14 protein-coding genes and 1 other RNA gene are annotated in these 16,950 nt (G+C 47.9%); 5 read left to right on the forward strand and 10 right to left on the reverse strand.

The window, feature by feature from the left end:
- The first annotated feature begins 80 nt into the window (after positions 1-80).
- Positions 81-773, forward strand: coding sequence for a tRNA pseudouridine(55) synthase TruB (gene truB / locus QZT80_RS05300; RefSeq protein ID WP_295118695.1), 693 nt, complete (start codon positions 81-83; stop codon positions 771-773).
- Here the strand turns inward: truB and QZT80_RS05305 are convergent.
- A complete protein-coding gene (locus tag QZT80_RS05305; RefSeq protein ID WP_295119247.1) occupies positions 770-3,205 on the reverse strand; it encodes a BamA/TamA family outer membrane protein in 2,436 nt (811 codons plus the stop codon). The genes truB and QZT80_RS05305 overlap by 4 nt on opposite strands.
- Positions 3,206-3,367: 162 nt before the next feature.
- Between QZT80_RS05305 and QZT80_RS05310 the strand changes: the two genes are divergently transcribed.
- Entirely contained in the window at positions 3,368-4,036 is a 669-nt protein-coding gene (locus QZT80_RS05310; RefSeq protein WP_295118698.1) for an RNA methyltransferase, read from the forward strand.
- On the opposite strand, the gene QZT80_RS05315 is transcribed toward QZT80_RS05310, so the two are convergent.
- On the reverse strand, positions 4,029-5,261 hold the full coding sequence (locus tag QZT80_RS05315) for an FtsX-like permease family protein (RefSeq protein ID WP_295118699.1): 1,233 nt from the start codon (positions 5,259-5,261) through the stop codon (positions 4,029-4,031). The two genes, QZT80_RS05310 and QZT80_RS05315, sit on opposite strands and share 8 nt — an antisense overlap.
- Before the next feature lie 156 nt (positions 5,262-5,417).
- Here QZT80_RS05315 and QZT80_RS05320 point away from each other — a divergent pair, with 156 nt between their 5' ends.
- Both QZT80_RS05320 and QZT80_RS05325 read left to right on the forward strand, forming a co-directional pair.
- Complete coding sequence (locus QZT80_RS05320; protein WP_295118701.1) at positions 5,418-6,944, forward strand: serine hydrolase domain-containing protein; 1,527 nt, start codon at positions 5,418-5,420, stop codon at positions 6,942-6,944.
- 52 nt (positions 6,945-6,996) lie between these two features.
- The gene (locus QZT80_RS05325) at positions 6,997-8,283 is read left to right on the forward strand and encodes a DUF5103 domain-containing protein (RefSeq protein ID WP_295118704.1); all 1,287 of its coding nucleotides are present in this window, start codon (positions 6,997-6,999) and stop codon (positions 8,281-8,283) included.
- An 87-nt stretch (positions 8,284-8,370) separates the two neighbouring features.
- Here the strand turns inward: QZT80_RS05325 and QZT80_RS05330 are convergent, their stop codons facing one another.
- The 6 genes from QZT80_RS05330 to QZT80_RS05355 all read right to left on the reverse strand — a co-directional run bounded on the left by QZT80_RS05330 (position 8,371) and on the right by QZT80_RS05355 (position 14,321).
- Positions 8,371-9,693, reverse strand: coding sequence for an NAD(P)/FAD-dependent oxidoreductase (locus tag QZT80_RS05330; protein ID WP_295118707.1), 1,323 nt, complete (start codon positions 9,691-9,693; stop codon positions 8,371-8,373).
- Between the two features lie 284 nt (positions 9,694-9,977).
- Complete coding sequence (locus QZT80_RS05335) at positions 9,978-10,685, reverse strand: MIP/aquaporin family protein (RefSeq protein ID WP_295118709.1); 708 nt, start codon at positions 10,683-10,685, stop codon at positions 9,978-9,980.
- Positions 10,686-10,700: 15 nt separating this feature from the next.
- Complete coding sequence (gene glpK / locus QZT80_RS05340) at positions 10,701-12,206, reverse strand: glycerol kinase GlpK (protein WP_295118712.1); 1,506 nt, start codon at positions 12,204-12,206, stop codon at positions 10,701-10,703.
- A 361-nt stretch (positions 12,207-12,567) separates the two neighbouring features.
- Positions 12,568-13,218 (reverse strand): fructose-6-phosphate aldolase, encoded by a 651-nt coding sequence (gene fsa / locus QZT80_RS05345; RefSeq protein WP_295118715.1) that lies wholly within the window; start codon positions 13,216-13,218, stop codon positions 12,568-12,570.
- Positions 13,219-13,412: 194 nt separating this feature from the next.
- An RNA gene (gene ffs, locus QZT80_RS05350) (signal recognition particle sRNA small type) lies at positions 13,413-13,512 on the reverse strand.
- 107 nt (positions 13,513-13,619) lie between these two features.
- A complete protein-coding gene (locus QZT80_RS05355) occupies positions 13,620-14,321 on the reverse strand; it encodes a hypothetical protein (protein WP_295118718.1) in 702 nt (233 codons plus the stop codon).
- Positions 14,322-14,427: 106 nt separating this feature from the next.
- Here QZT80_RS05355 and QZT80_RS05360 point away from each other — a divergent pair, with 106 nt between their 5' ends.
- Positions 14,428-15,225 (forward strand): class I SAM-dependent methyltransferase, encoded by a 798-nt coding sequence (locus QZT80_RS05360; protein WP_295118721.1) that lies wholly within the window; start codon positions 14,428-14,430, stop codon positions 15,223-15,225.
- Here QZT80_RS05360 and QZT80_RS05365 read toward each other — a convergent pair.
- Together QZT80_RS05365 and QZT80_RS05370 are read right to left on the reverse strand one after the other, a co-directional pair.
- Entirely contained in the window at positions 15,222-15,953 is a 732-nt protein-coding gene (locus tag QZT80_RS05365; RefSeq protein ID WP_295118724.1) for a shikimate dehydrogenase, read from the reverse strand. The two genes, QZT80_RS05360 and QZT80_RS05365, sit on opposite strands and share 4 nt — an antisense overlap.
- 81 nt (positions 15,954-16,034) lie before the next feature.
- Complete coding sequence (locus QZT80_RS05370; protein ID WP_295118727.1) at positions 16,035-16,802, reverse strand: phosphosulfolactate synthase; 768 nt, start codon at positions 16,800-16,802, stop codon at positions 16,035-16,037.
- Between the last annotated feature and the right edge of the window lie 148 nt (positions 16,803-16,950).

Genomic DNA, 16,950 nt, shown 5'->3' on the forward strand with positions numbered 1-16,950 from the left:
TGATGTTGCTTCCGTTGAAGGGAGTGACAACGGCGGGCCGGGGAGCGAACAAATGATGACAAACTAATTATCTTTGCCGAATGGAACAGATCGAAAAGAACATTTTCCAGGAAGGACAGGTGATCCTGATTAATAAACCATTGAACTGGACTTCCTTTGATGTGGTGGGCAAAATACGTAATACGACTAAGGCTAAAACTGGGCACGCTGGCACGCTGGACCCGCTGGCTACGGGTTTGCTGATTTGCTGCACCGGGAAAATGACGAAGAATATCAACGAATACCAGGCCGCAGAAAAAGAGTATACCGGCACTTTTACGCTCGGCGCGGTAACCCCTACGTTCGATCTCGAATCGGCCCCTCAGGACTTTAAACCGGTACCGGAACTGGACAAGGAGGCCCTGCAGGAAATAGCCAAACGCTTTACCGGCGAACAGCAACAGTTGCCCCCGATCCACTCTGCTATTAAACAAAACGGTAAACCCATTTACGAACTGGCGCGCAAAGGTGTGGAAGTGAAAGTGGAGCCACGTAACATATTCATCAAGGAATTTGAGATCACTGCGGTAGAGCTGCCTGTGGTGCATTTCCGCGTGGTATGCAGCACCGGTACTTACATCCGTTCGCTGGCCAACGACTTTGGTGCTGCTACCGGTGCAGGTGGTTATATGAGTTCGCTGGTGCGCACCCGCATTGGCACGTTCAAATTGGAAGATGCGTTAGATATACAGGACTTTGTAGAGAAAACAAAGGCCGCGCTGCAAAAGGCTTAGAAGGGGTAACCGATCGCCACGTTCCAGATGATGTTATCCTTTCGCCAGGAACCGCTGCCCAAATCCCATTTACTGATATACCAGCTTTTGTCGGTTGCATTGCTGGCAAAAGGCTTTTTCAACGGCAGTCCCCAGTCGAACCGCACGATAAAGAACGAGAAATCGAGCCGTAAACCCGCGCCCGTACCAATGGCCAGATCGTTGTACAATTTCGCGAAATTGAATTCTGCGCCGGGGCGAACAGTATCTTTCTTCAACATCCAGATATTACCCACATCCAGGAAGGTGGCGCCTTTGAGGTTAATGGTGCCGTTGAACAGGCGTAACAGATCGAACCGGTATTCGAGGTTGCCCTCCAGTTTCATATCGCCGGTTTGATCGGGGAAGATAGTGGCAGTAGCCGATGTATCAACATACGAACCCGGGCCCAGCGTACGAAGCCGCCATGCCCTTATACTGTTAGGTCCGCCAGATGTGTATTGGCGGATGTAAGGCAATACGTCGGACTGTCCGTAAGGCAACCCTATACCCACATAAGCCCTCGCCACGGTGGAAGCCTTCGGCCTGTTCCAGTAAATACGGTAATCACCATCTATTTTTACAAACTGCGATATCTGTACATTGGTACCTTTCTCCAGGCTGGTATTCTTGCTGGATACCTGGTAAATGAGGCTGTTGATACCTTTTAACCAAAGGCCCGACTCCTCGAAGTTTACGCGGACAAAGGAGTTACGTTTGGTATGCAGCGCATCGTTATTGGTATAAATGAACGTAAAGGTCTCCCCACCTATAAACGCCGGCTGGAAGCTGCGCACCAGGTAAGGGCTCTGATTTACCACCGAATCGCGGAACACTTTCGTTAACTCGGTGCCGACATAGTTAAGCGTAATGGGCCTGAATACCCAACGTTTGTAAATAGACTCGTTCCAGTCGTAGCCAAAGCTGGACGACAAGGTGGAGATCACAAATTTATCTACACGGGAAACAGAACTAAAACCTGCGCTCACCCTGGTTTTGGCAGTAGAACGATTACTTTGCCTGACGCGGAAAAAAGGCGTGATAAAACGAGGGAAGGTCAGGTTACTTTCAAGCCCGTACTCGGTGGTTTGCAATGCGAAACGGCCATCGTTACGCACTACTTCCAGGCCGCCCTTCAAACTTACCTGTAATTCATTAGCCGCCTTATTGATGTTGAAGTGGCGGTAATTAAGCGACAAACTGCTACCCACAAAGTAGTCGGAACTGGTAGTCACATCGAAGTTTAGCCCCACCTCCTGCCGCTTTTTAGGCGTCATTTGCAGGAATACGTCCAATTTATTAAGACTGTCCTGCTTCTCACGGTATTGCAGGGTGATGAATTGCCAGAGGTTGAGGTCGTAGAGTTTATTGATGGTACCGTTATAGTTATCGATCGAGTATTTGCTACCCGGCCGCATCAGGATAGAACGGGCCAGCACACTGGGTTTAACGAAGTCGGTGTGCGAGCGTATGGTAAACGACCTGCGATGATTTTCTTTCAGCGTAGTATCGGCAATATTACCGTTAATGGCCAGGTCGGGGTATACGTAAATGCTGTCGATAAAGTACAACTGATCCGTATTGCTGGACGAATCGACGGGTTTGTTTACCCTTACTTCCACATCCAGCGTGAGTTTCGACTGGTTGCGGCTATTGTTAAAAATACCAGAAAGGTTCTCGAAAGGGTTCAATGCGTTTTTGAACATCGACTTGTTAAGCGTATCTACTTCAAATTCGATAAGGTCGCGCTGGAACTTGTAGTAGCCGGCGTTGCGGAGTACGCGGGTAAGCCTTTCGCGCTCTGCGTTCAGTGTTTCGCCTTTGTAGACCGTGTTTTTCTTCAGCAGGGAAAGCGTTTGATTTTCGACGACCACTTTACGGACAGCCGTATCCGGGATCACAAATATGACTTTATCGATCACAAAGTTTTTGCCGGTGTTGACCGTATATTTAACCGATGCCTTTTGCTTCGATAATTCTTCCTCATAACTAACGGTTGCGTAAAAGAAGCCCTGGTTGTTCAGGTAGGTAGCCATGCGTGTTACCGATTCCTTTGTTTTGGTGGAATCGTAAATAGCAGGCCCCTCCAGGTTACGGGGGGCCAGTACAAGGTTCCAGAACCAGTTCGATTTCTTTTCGTTGTACTTCTGGTTATACAGCCACACCTTTACGCGGGTACCGAGAAATTTAGTATTGGGTTGCTGAAGGCTGAGTGATTTAGAAGTGAGGGCACTCTTGATATCCTGTTTTTCGGCCGAGGTAATATCACCTTTGATGGCCATTTCGCTGCCTACGAACAGGTGCTGATCTTTTTGAAGATATTTGGTGTTGGAGCAGGCGCCGATAAAAATGCAGGCACATATCAACAGGCATGAAAAGTATATATTGTATGCGGAGTTGAACTGTTTCTGCACTTGCAATCAAATTAGCTTTTGTTAGTTTCCTGCCTGGCTGATCCTCCCTGGCTTGGCCGAATGAAGGAATTCATGTAGGTTTGACCCATGTTGTCAAAGGCGCAAATTAAATATATTCAATCATTACAGCACAAAAAAAACCGTCAAAAATTTGGCCAGTTTGTGGCGGAGGGCGATAAGATCGTCCAGGAACTGTTGTTGGCCGGGCAACCTGTATCAGCAGTTTATGCTACCCGCGACTGGTTAAGCGACCATCGCGATCTGGCCGAAAAGGCCACCGGGGCCGATGTAACGGAGGTAGACGAAGCGGGCCTTAAACAACTGTCATCACTATCCACCCCCAATGGCGCACTGGCCATTGTTACTGTACCCACTCAAAAGGGCACACCCGAACTGGCGGGGCAAATTAGCCTGATGCTCGAAACCGTTCAGGACCCAGGCAACCTGGGTACCATTATTCGTATAGCCGACTGGTTTGGCATAAAGCAGGTTATTTGCTCGCCCGACTGTGTGGACGCATACAATGCAAAAACCGTTCAATCCACGATGGGCAGCATTACCCGGGTTAAGGTTTTGACGGCCGACCTGGTGGCTTTGTTGAAGGAGCAGGCGGCTGTACCCGCCTTTGCCGCCACCCTGGATGGTGAGAATATCGCAGACTTCAGCAAAATCACCGAAGGTGTGATCCTGATCGGTAACGAATCACGCGGACTCAGTAACGAACTCATTGAGCAATGCAGTCATAAAATAACGATCCCCCGCCTGGGCGGTGCAGAGTCGCTTAATGCGGCAGTAGCTACCGGCATTATTTGCGGACGTTTGCTTATTTAAACTGGATAGCCTTTACAGGCACTATTTTCTGGATAAGTATAGATGGGATGAAAAGGATGACGGTGCAAATGACCACCGTGCCCACGTTGATGAGCGCCACTTTCCACCATTGGATGGCGATGGGCGCTACCGTCATGTAATACGATTCTTCGGGCAGGGTAAAGAAACCCGTTTGCAGTTGCAGGAAAGCCAGGCCCAGGCCCAGCACATTACCGATAATTACGCCCACCAGCACAATGTAACCCGACTGGTACACGAAAATATTCTGCAAATCGCCGTTGCTCATACCCAGTGCTTTCAGGATGCCCACCATGTTCGTTCGTTCCAGGATGAGGATAAGGATGGCGGTGACCATATTGATAATGGCCACTATAGCCATGATAATAAGAATGATGATCTCGTTTTTATTCTGTAACCCAAGCCAGTCGAAAATGTTGGGATAAATTTCCTTCATCGTACGCACGGTTTGTTCCTCGGGCATAAAATCGACTACCAGCTCACTGACCTTGTCCATTTTGCGGTAATCGTCTAGGAACACTTCATAACCACCAATTTCGTTCCTATCCCAGTCGTTCAGTTTGCGGATAAGTTGCAGGTCGCCCAGGAAATACGTTTTATCATACTCTTCAATGCCAGTTTTATAAATACCGCATATTGTGAGTTTACGCGCCCGTGGCGGCAATCCGTCGCCGCGCACGAAGTAAACGATGATAGCGTCGTTCAGTTTGAGTTTTAGTAACCGCGCCGTGGTGGCAGATACAAGTACTTCCGGCGAGTAAGCCGTATCGTTATATCTTATAAGGCGGCCCTCCTGTAAAAAGCCGCTGATCCTGCTCCAATTGTAATTTTTATCAACCCCTTTATAGATCATGCCTTCAATATCCGTTTTCGTTTTTACCAGCACCGATTTAGTGGCGAAGGTATTAACAGCAGTTACACCTGGCGTGGCAAGCAGGCGGGCAGTAAACTTTTTATCGGCAGGAAAAGGAGTTTGATCGGTTAGCGGGCTGGCATTAGGCTGATATTGATTGATATGAAGATGGCCCCAGAAGCTGAATATCTTATCCTGGATGGTTTGCTGGAAACCGTTGATCAGCGCCGTGGCCAGTATCATTACCGCTACACTGATAGCCGTAGCCGCCATCGCAATGGTGATAATGAACCTGGAAAAAGACGAGGCTTTATTAAAAGCGATACGCCTGGCAATGAACAACGATACCTGCATGTATGAATTTTACGCGCATCAAACCTAAAGAAAATTTCGGGGATTATGCCATCCCGGTATCAGCAGGCTTCGTCACACCGCAATGGAAGTTAGTCACATCTGCCGGCAGGCAGTGGATTTGAGCGCTAATATTACATTGTATTTAACAAACACCCCATGAAACATATTTGTACTGCCCTGGTGATATTAATAAGCATTAACCTGCCTGCGCAGGATAAAACGCAGGCCTATTTTGATACACTGCACCAGCATCAACTGTTTCATGGGAATATATTACTGGCGCAGCAGGAAAAGGTTGTGTACCGTTACAGTGGTGGTTATGCCAACGAGCGTGCCCATCAGCCCAACCAAACTCAAACACGCTTTAACCTGGCCTCTATATCTAAAGTTTTTACGTCCACCGCCATTCTTCAACTAAGGGATAAGGGGAAATTACAGCTGGAAGATGATGTCCGTCTGTATTTCCCCGACTTCCCGTTTCCCGGTGTACGCATCCGGCACCTGTTAACCCATACTGCCGGCCTGCCCAACCTGGAACTCACCGGTGATGTAGTGAAACAATATCCTGATACGGTGATCACCAATGCGGTGTTGATGCAACTGCTGAAACAATGGGGCAAGCCGCTGTACTTCACGCCAGGCGAGGAATACCGCTATTGCAATACCGGCTATATGCTGCTGGCGATGATCGTGGAAAAGCAAAGCCGTATGCCCTTTGCCGCTTACCTCGACAAGTACATTTTTAAGCCTGCCGGTATGAAGAACACTTACCTGGCGGTATATGGCAGTCCGAGCTGGCAGGATACGGCGCGGGCGGTTCACCAGGTGATGCCTTTTTTATTCGATTCGGTGTATACACCTGTAGATGAGATAAAGCGGTACCGTTTTTCAGAATACAATAACCAGGCGGCTTATGGCAGCAGCAACATTATAAGTACGGTAGAAGACATCCTTAAATTTGATGCCGCGTTTTTCGGATACAAGCTGTTGCGCGCATCGAGTGTTGCAGAAGCCATTACCCCACTCAGACTTAACAATGGCAAGCTGGTGCGCGAACAGATGGACACTATGCTGGGTGAAGGCGATGGTTATTATGGCCTCGGCTGGGAGATATTCGAGCAGCCGGGCTTTGGTAAAGGGGTAGGACATGGAGGTTACAAGTTCGGGATGGCTACGTTTTACTATCGTAACCTCGATAAACAGCAGGTAATTGTAAGTTTTATGAATGGTAACAGTCGCCTTGGCGACGTGGTAACTTCCGGGCTGTACCTGCTGAACGGACTACCCGCCATCAAACCGGACATCAAACGATCAGCTGTACGGGCTTATGCACAGGCGCTTATCAGTAAAGGCCCCGATCATGCGGCCGCCATGTTGCAACTATACCGTGCCGATAGCAGCCACTATTACTTCTCAGATAAAGAAATGAATTTCCTGGGTTACGATTTCCTTTACCAGGCATCGTTTACGGGCCACCAGCAACTATCGCTGGAAACCTTTAAGCTTAACACGTTCATCGTGCCAGGCGACTTTAATGTGTACGACAGTTATGGGGAAGCGCTGATGGAAAGCGGGAATAAGGAAGATGCCGTACATATGTATAAACGTTCGCTGGAACTTAATCCCCAAAACCAGGGCGGCATAAAAGCCCTGGAAAGGATAGGGAGTATGCCCGGGGCATAGCATCTGCGCAAATAGTCGTACCTTAAATGCCACATTTTGCGTTATTGTAATTATGAGAACAACTTGTAGCATATTCCTCAGCATACTCCTGTTTTGCAGTCATATAGCCCGGGCCCAGTCAGATGTTCCCACACCCGATCATGTGTACATGAGTAACATTAAAACGGTGAAACTTAACCGGAGCGGCGACTACCTGGCGGCACCCATCATTACACTTACCGGTGGCGAAAAGTTAAGCCTCGGCTTTGACGACCTGGACGCAACACCAAAGAACTACTTCTATACCATTGTACATTGCAACGCCGACTGGACGCGTTCGAACTTCAATACGTTCGACTACCTGAACGGCTTTGTTGAAAACAGGATACAAACTTCCAGGTTCTCCAGGCTTACGCTGCAGCGCTACCTGCACTATTCGGTGGATTTTCCGAATGCCAACTGCACACCACTTAAATCGGGCAACTACATCTTAAAAGTGTACATGAACAGCGATACCAGTCAGCTCGCCTTCACCCGCCGTTTTTTAGTGGTGGATAGTAAAGCGGGACTGAGTGGTTTCATCTCCACTCCCATCAACCCAAAATTTTTCAAAACGCATCAGAAGGTAAACTTCTCGATCAATACCAAAGCACTGAACATAAACAATCCTTTTAACCAGGTAAAGGTGGTGATATTGCAGAACAACCGCTGGGACAATGCCATCACCGGTATTAAACCCATGTTCGTAAAACCGGATGGGCTGGAATACAATGCAGAAAACGACTGCCTGTTCCCCGCAGGTAAAGAATGGCGCTGGATGGACCTTCGCAGTCTTCGACTGCAAACAGAACGCGTAGCCCGTGCAGAATATGGTAAAACCGGTACCGAAATATGGGCACAGCCCGACCCGGAAAGGGGTAATGCCCGTTACTTTTACATCAAAGACATTAACGGCAAATTCTTCCCCGGCTCGCTCGACAACACCTACGATGCTAATACAGAAGGTGACTATACGAAGGTAAATTTTGTGTTTCCCTCTAAAGATCCGTACGTGGGTTACGATTTGTACATTTTTGGTGAGTTAACCAACTACGAACGTAATGAAAGCAATAAACTTATTTATAATGGCACACGCCAGGCCTACGAAGGCAGCCTGTTCCTGAAACAGGGCTTCTATAATTATGTTTATGGGTTGATAGACCGGGCTAACAACAATACGTTTAGCACTGAATACACTGAGGGAGACTGGTGGGAAACCGAAAACGATTACACGGTGCTGGTGTATTACCGCTCGCTTGGCGGGCGTGGCGATGAACTGGTGGGCTCACTGCCGTTAAATTCGATACGGAACAGGAAGTAAAGAAGAAAGAAGTTATAAAGATAAACCACCTGTCTGATCAGGTTGTAAAAGAAAACAGGGCACCTCATTGAGATGCCCTGTTTTCTTTTATTCCGTCGACGTGTCTATCGACTGCCGCAGTTTTACAATGTTAGCCGCACCGCGTTTAATGATAATACGCGTGCCACGGTCGTAAGTAAGGTAACGGTAGGCCCAGTTGATGAATACCACCATCTTATTACGGAAGCCCATCAGGTTTAGCAGGTGTACCACCATCCACACTATCCACGCGAAGTAACCAGCTAGTTTAAGTCCCAGGAATTCTGCCACTGCACGGTGACGGCCAATGGTAGCCATACTACCCAGGTCTTTATATTTAAAGGGCTGCATGGCTTCTCCTTTTAATGAACGTTTCAGGTTTTTACCTACGTTACTACCCTGTTGCGACGCTACCTGGGCCACCATTGGGTAACCTTTGGGGAAACGCTCGTCGTTGGCCAGTTGTGCGGCATCGCCAATCGCATAGATATTGTTAAAGCCTTTTACCTGGTTAAATTCATTGACTATAATACGGCCGTTAGGTATAATATTATCAGCTGGCAAACCGTCTACCGGTACGCCCTTAACACCAGCCGACCATAACAGCGACTGCGAGCGCAGCACTTCGCCGTTGCCAAGTACCAGCGTGGTACCATCATAATCTTTCACGGCGGTGTTAGTGAGTACTTTTACACCCAGTTTGCGAAGCCCTGCTTCGGTACGTTGCGATGATTTTTCGCTCATAGCCGCCAGCAATCTCGGGCCAGCTTCTATCAGGTACACCTCCATTAAATGCAGGGGTAATTCCGGGTAATCTTTTGGCAGTATATATTCACGTAACTCAGCAAAAGCCCCTGCCAGTTCAACTCCTGTAGGGCCGCCACCTACCATTACAAAGTTCAGTTTAGTACGAATATCATCGTCGTTGCCCATCAGCAAACTTTCTTCGAACTGTTTTAACACATAGTTCCTGATCTGCACGGCTTCTATCAGCGACTTCATACCAATGGCATGTTGTTCAATTTGTTTATTGCCGAAGAAGTTGGTATTGCTGCCTGTGGCCAGTACGAGGTGATCAAATTTGATGGGACCTATATTAGTATCGAGGATGTTTTCAGCGGTATTAACGCCCTTCACTTCGGCCATCCGGAAGTGAAAGTTCTTTTGTTTTTTAAAGATCCCTCTTAATGGGAAAGCGATGCTATCGGGTTCGAGGCCGGCAGTGGCTACCTGGTATAAAAGGGGTTGAAAAAGATGATAGTTATTCCTGTCGAGTAATACCACCTGGAAGGCTGCTTTTCGTAAAGACTTGGCTAGCATTATGCCTCCGAATCCGCCCCCCACGATTACGACGCGGGGCTCACTGGTTTCCGGAATATTGGGCTGTAACATATCTTGAGTTTTAATGTTCCTGTTCTCCTTCGCCGGGCAGCGGTTTCCAGCTGCCAGGCGTTCCTGTCTTTTGTTCTATGGTTGCGGCAAATGCCGTACCATTGGTTTAGATTCCCAAAGTTACGAAACTTTCAAAAAATACTGAAAGATACAGGCATAATATTCCCAATTTGATTAAAAAAAATCCGGGTATCGCAGATGATACCCGGAACATAAAAACTGCTATTCTATTAATGAAAAAACTTAGGCTGATGAGTTACTTTGTAGTGCAGCATCCGCCGTCATCAGGAAATTTGCAGGTACAGCAAAGCCGCCAGGGCTGCGCCTATGAACGGCCCTACCACGGGTATCCACGCATAACCCCAATCGCTGTTACGTTTGTTGGGAATGGGCAGGATAAAGTGTGCAATACGAGGGCCGAGGTCACGTGCAGGATTGATAGCGTACCCGGTTGGGCCGCCTAACGAAAGACCGATAGCCAGCACAAGCAGTGCTACCGGCAGAGCATCCAGCGCACCCAACCCAACGCCGGGTTTGGCGATGAAAAATACACCCAGTATGAGTACAAACGTGCCTATGATTTCGGTAAGCAGGTTATAAAAAGGATTACGTATAGCCGGAGAGGTGCAGAACACCGCCATTTTCAGATCGGCATCGGCCGTACTGTCGAAGTGTTGTTTATAGGCCAGCCACATAGTAATAGAACCAGCAATAGCGCCCGTTAGCTGCGCCAGGAGGTACATGGGTACATCGGCCCAGGTAAACTTACCTGCTATAGCCAGCGCCAATGTAACGGCAGGGCTCAAATGCGCGCCACTGGTGGCCCCTACGGCGTACACACCTACGAAAACCGCCATGGCCCAACCAAATGTGATAACTATCCATCCACCATTCTGACCCTTGCTTTTACTGAGCAGTACGTTGGCCACTACGCCGTTACCGAGTACGATCAATAAAGCCGTACCTAAAAATTCCGCTAAAAAGGGACTCATATCTTCCTTATTTATTTAGTCATTAGAATCGTTTGCCCATACCTTGGCTGCATTCACCGCGCGATGCCAACCTTTTAACAATGGCTTGCGGTGCGCTTCCTCCATTTGCGGGGTAAATTTCCTTTCCTGTTGCCATTGGGTACGGATCTCGTCCATATCCTTCCAGAAGCCGCAGGCCAGTCCGGCCAGGTAGGCAGCCCCCAGGGCAGTGGTTTCGGTGATTTTAGGTCGCACGACAGCAGCGTCCAGCACATCACTCTGGAACTGCATGAGCAGGTCGTTGGCGGTAGCGCCGCCGTCCACTCTCAATTCAGCGATCTTAATACCGGCGTCGGCTTCCATGGCTTTTAATACATCCACCGTTTGGTAAGCAATACTTTCCAGTGCAGCGCGGGCAAGGTGGGCCGAAGTAGTGCCTCTTGTAAGGCCAACGGCTGTACCTCTTGCGTACTGGTTCCAGTGTGGCGCGCCCAATCCCGCAAAGGCAGGCACCAGGTATACACCATCTGTATCTTTCACAGACAAAGCGAGTTTTTCAACATCGCCGGAGCTGCGGATAATACCCAGCCCATCACGGAGCCATTGTACTACGGCGCCGCCGATGAATATGCTGCCTTCCAGCGCGTACTGCACTTTGCCGCCTACTTTCCAGGCAACAGTGGCCAGCAGGTTGTTGTCTGATTCTATTATTTTATCACCGGTGTTCATCACCATGAAGCAACCGGTACCATAAGTATTTTTCACCATACCCGGTTCGGTACACATTTGTCCGAACAGGGCAGCCTGCTGGTCGCCGGCAATACCGCTGATGGGGATACGGTATGGGGTGAGCGTGGCTTCGGAGTAGCCGTACATTTCACTACTCTGCCGTACTTCCGGAAGCATAGAGGCGGGTATGTCCAGGATGTCCATCAATTCCTTGTCCCAGCTCATGGTATGGATGTTATACAGGAGGGTGCGGGATGCGTTACTTACGTCGGTGATGTGCAGTTGCCCTTTGCTGAAGTTCCAGATCAGCCAGCTGTCGATAGTGCCAAAAGCCAGCCTTCCCTTATTGGCCATTTCCCGGGCGCCGTCTACATGATCGAGTATCCAGCGGATTTTAGTACCGGAGAAATAGGCATCGACTATGAGCCCCGTCTTTTTCCGGAAAGTATCGGCCAAACCGCGGCTGCGGAGTTCATCACAATATTCAGCGGTTCGCCTGTCCTGCCAAACGATGGCGTGGTACAGGGGTTTACCGGTTTCGCGATCCCATACTACCGTGGTTTCACGTTGGTTGGTGATACCGATGGTGGCGATCTGGTCGCCTTCGAGGCCTGCTTTCAGCAATACTTCGGCGGCTACGCTGGCCTGCGAGGTCCAGATTTCCATAGCATCGTGTTCTACCCAGCCTGGTTGCGGATAAATTTGCGGAAACTCTTTCTGAGCAACGGCTATGGTATTTCCTGCTTTGTCGAAAATAATGGCGCGAGAACTGGTAGTGCCCTGGTCGAGGGCCATGATAAACTGTTGTTTCATGCTATATGGCGGTAAAATCGTTTAGAGTGGAAGTTGGATAACAGTATTGCATAACGTGGTGCCTAGGTTTACGAGGTATCAAGGTACTAAAATTATTTTGAGTAAAACAAGGGGCATGAGAAAAGAAAAAGGAATGGGCTGGCTTAGAGCTGGACGGGGAAAATTAGTGATAGTATTTTAGCAAAATGGCCCGAAGCAACCTGGAAGCTACCTGAAAGCTACCTGAAAGCAAGGAGAGAGCATGGTGAAGGTGGGTAATATAGTACTATGTCTGATCGACGGGAACAACTGCTGACTGGACTATAAAAGCAAAACCCGGTAAGCTGAGCCTACCGGGTTTGCCGAATATCTGAAAACTCAGTTAGAGTTTCTTTGCATCTTCCAGGAATTTAGCCAGGCCGATATCTGTAAGCGGGTGCTTCAGCAGGCCAAGGATAGAGTCAAGCGGGCAGGTACATACATCAGCACCAACTTCTGCACATCTTACAATGTGAAGGGCGTTGCGGATAGAAGCTGCGAGGATCTCAGTTTTAAAGCCCTGCAGGCTGTAGATCTGCGCGATCTGTGCGATCAGTTCAACACCGTCCCAACTGCTGTCGTCGATACGGCCAATGAATGGTGATACATAAGAAGCACCTGCTTTGGCTGCCAGGATAGCCTGACCAGCAGAGAATACCAGGGTACAGTTAGTTTTAATACCGTTGTCAGTAAACCATTTGATGGCTTTAACACCGTCTTTGATCATTGGCACTTTCACCACGATGTTCGGGTGAATAGCAGCCAGTTTCTTACCTTCTTCAACTATGGTAGCAAAGTCGGTAGACAGTACTTCGGCGCTCACATCGCCATCTACCAGTTCGCAGATCGCTTCGTAGTGTTTGATAATGTTAGCTTCGCCGCTAATGCCTTCCTTCGCCATCAGGGAAGGGTTTGTAGTTACGCCGTCGAGAATGCCCAGATCGTTTGCTTCTTTTATCTGTGCCAGGTTGGCGGTATCAATAAAAAATTTCATGATTAAATTATTATAATGTTCTCAAATGTAAGAATAAAGATAAACTTGCTAAAACAGTTTTCGCTGTTATTTTAGCTATTACTCGGGTGTTACATAAAGGCGAACGTAGATGCTGTGTAGGGCGAATGTGCCGAGGGTGTAGGTCATACTAAGAGGTATGAAGGATTATTATTTACACCACTTAAAAGAAAAAAAAGTGGCAAGTTACTTACATCGCACCGCTTCAACCGCCTACCCTTGCTACATTCCTGTCCTGGGGGAGTTCAGCAGGAGCTGGTCGTATAAGACTTGCCGTTGCAAAGGTAACCATAAAGTGATAATAAGCAAATTCCACCTACTCCTTTTTCAAAATTAATTTATTACCATATCTATAAAACTCTTTATGATTAAGGGTTTGAAGGCTACGACTTTTTCTTTTTACGACTGGGCTGCAGTACTTCGTTTACGTCTTTTATGAGCAAAGATGGGTCGTCGGGGCCTTGTTTTACGGGAATTATACAGTTGATTTTCATGTCGGAGTTGAGCCGGTAAACTGCCTCTACCTTAATTTCCTTCGTCATGGTGTCGTTCCTGTCCAGCAGCAGGTCCTGCCCATGCAGTTCGGCCCCGTTTACAGTGAAGCGGATGCGCGAGGTATCCAGCGGTAAGATGCGTCCGCTGCTGTATATACCTTCTACATTTACATAAAAGTATTCGCCCCGCTTAAGGCTGTCGGTATATTGTTTAAACCGTATACCGGTGAGGTAAGGCAACTGCATACTCACCTTGAATTGCTGACCGGGGGCCTCTTTCAGCGAAACGGAAAAATGGGCAAGGTAACGTTTGGGGCGGAGCGCAGTGCGGTTAAAAGTAAAAACACCATTCCTGAATGTGCCGTCCTCACTGGTAACCGTTACCTGGTTCCAGCGGATATTGCCGCCCGAGAGTCCTACCGTGGCACGGCTGGGGGCATTCTTATAAAAAACTTCGAAGCCAACCGGCACCACATCATACAATTCAGCGATAGCGGTGGAGTCGTAATAGGCTTCCACACGTTCGATCTGTTGCGACTTTGCCAGCACAGGTAAGGCCAATAGGGCGAGTATAATCAGGAATCTGCTCATTATATATTAATAAAACGAAAATCATTCCAAATTTACAATGGTTTGCCGGAGTGTCTTTTTAACTTGCATTTTATTTTTGCCTATTTTCACGGAATTTTCAGAAACAATGTCACTTCCTCAACATACCGACGCTAACTTACGCTACCAGCAGCAGGTAGACAATTCACGCAACTACGTGCTGCCTTTCATTGAGCAGGAAATGCCCGACCTGGCAGGACTGCGGGTAATGGAAATTGGCTGTGGCGAAGGCGGCGTGCTTACTCCATTTTTAGAAAAAGGATGTAAATGTGTAGGCGTGGACCTTTTCCCGGAAAGGATTGCGCTGGCTAACGGCTTTCTAAAACAGTATGTTGATAACGGGCAATTGCAGCTGATCGCCAAAAACATTTATGATGTTGATTTTGCCGGCGAGTTCAAAAACGCGTTCGACCTCATCATCCTTAAAGATGCTATTGAACACATTCCCGACCAGGATAAACTGATCGCATATCTCAAAACCCTGCTCAGCCCACGCGGACAGGTGTATTTCGGCTTTCCGCCCTGGTACATGCCTCATGGTGGTCACCAGCAGATTTGCCAGAGTAAGGTGCTGAGTTTTATGCCATATATACATGTACTCCCCCGCCCTCTTTACCGCGGTTTGCTGCGTATGGCAGGCGAACACCACACCACTATTAAAGAACTGATGGAACTGGTGGATACAGGTATCACTATCGAAAGGTTCGAGAAAATAGCGGCTCAAACAGGGTATACCATCACACAGAAAAAATACTACCTGATCAACCCGATCTATAAATACAAGTTTAACCTCCAACCGCGCGAGCAGTTTGGTTTCATGAAACGCCTGCCATTTATCAGGAACTTCTTTACCACTTGTATGTATTATCTCATCAAACCTAACTAGCTATTCCATATTTCCCAGCTGGCCTCTGCCTGCAGGATCAGCATTTCGTGCCCATTTTTAATGACCGCTCCTTTCGCAGCACCGCGCTCCAGGAACAAAGGAATGGCTGGATTGTACACCAGGTCATACAACAGGTGGGAAGCGGTAACGGCCTCGTAAGGGATTGGAGGAGCCGTATCCACCTTAGGATACATACCCAAAGGTGTGGTATTAATGATGAGCATATACTCCGCCATCATCTCAGGGGTAATATCTTCGTAACTAATGGCCGTTGCAGAAGCAGTGCGGCTCACTTCTTTAAAAGAAATATTCAGTTCATTCAGCACAAACTTTACCGCTTTGGCAGCACCGCCCGTACCTAACACCAAAGCCTTTGTATGTTGCAGTTGCAGCAACGGCTCCAGCGAACGGCGAAAACCAATAACATCCGTATTAAAGCCCGTGAGTTTACCATTACTTTCGCGGCGGATGCAGTTTACCGCACCAATCGCTTTCACCGCGTCGCTCAACTCGTCGAGGTAAGGAATGACATCCTGTTTGTAGGGAATAGTAACATTAATTCCCTGCAGGTCGGGCTGCTGCCAGAGGTTTGGGAATACTTCGATATTTTCCAGCGGAAAGTTTTCGTATATGCATCCCTGTATATTCTCTTTGCTGAATTTCTCTGCAAAAAAACCTTTCGAAAAAGAGTGGCTTAAAGGATAGCCGATCAGTCCATATACTTTCATAACACCGTATTAAAAACAGAATGTCCTCTGCAGGAGCGTAAAGCTACTACAGAGGACATTAACTTTCGAATAATATCTTAACTAATCCTTGTTATCCAGGAAGAGGTGGAAAGTATCGCCCCTGAGGCCAATACGCATCGCTTCGAGAGAGATCATTTCGTGAGGAGCAAGGTTACCGAGGTTTACATTGCAGCCTACCAGTTCGAGGAAGTACAGCTGTTGTGCTTTTTGTGGAGCTTCCCAGATGATTTTTTCAGCAGGTATCTGTGTGAGGATTTCCTGTACCAGACCTTCACGAACCTCACCTGAACCGCGGTAAATACCTACGTTACCGCTTTCGCGGGCTTCGGCAATTACGTAAGTGGCGCCGGCTTCGAGTTCGCCGCGCATCAGTTCAATCCATTTGTAGGGAGGAATGATATGTTCGGCATCTTTAGAACCTACTTCGCTCAACACGGTAAATTCTTTCGCCAGTTTCTCAATATATCCGCATTTTTCAGAGTGCGGTATGGTGATAGAACCGTCGGAAACCTCTACATGCTGAATATTGTAATCTCTCAGCACTTTCACATAGTCATCAAACTGGTTGCGGATCAGGAATGCTTCGAACAGGGTACCTCCGAAATATACGGGAAGGCCCGCCGCCTGGTACAGTTCAATTTTTGCACGAAGGTTAGGTGTAACGAAAGATGTTCCGAATCCGAGCTTCACTATATCCACATGAGGCGCTGCTACTGATATGAAATTTCTTGCTTCCTCCAGGCTAAGGCCCTTATCCATTACCATTGTAAGACCGAAAGTGCGTGGCTTAGCCGTTCTTTCCGGGATTTGTGTCAGATTAAAATTCATTTGCAACATAGTTTTTCTTCTTAATGGTCAGTCGTAACCCATCAAAAGCGTTGGCCTTTTACATGGTACCCTTCAATAATCCGGGAACGTTAAAGCTGTCAAAATCGGTTTTGAATACATATGTGTTATAGAAAACCGCCGCAAAAAT

This window comes from uncultured Chitinophaga sp. (assembly GCF_902168175.1).
Taxonomy (GTDB): domain Bacteria; phylum Bacteroidota; class Bacteroidia; order Chitinophagales; family Chitinophagaceae; genus Chitinophaga.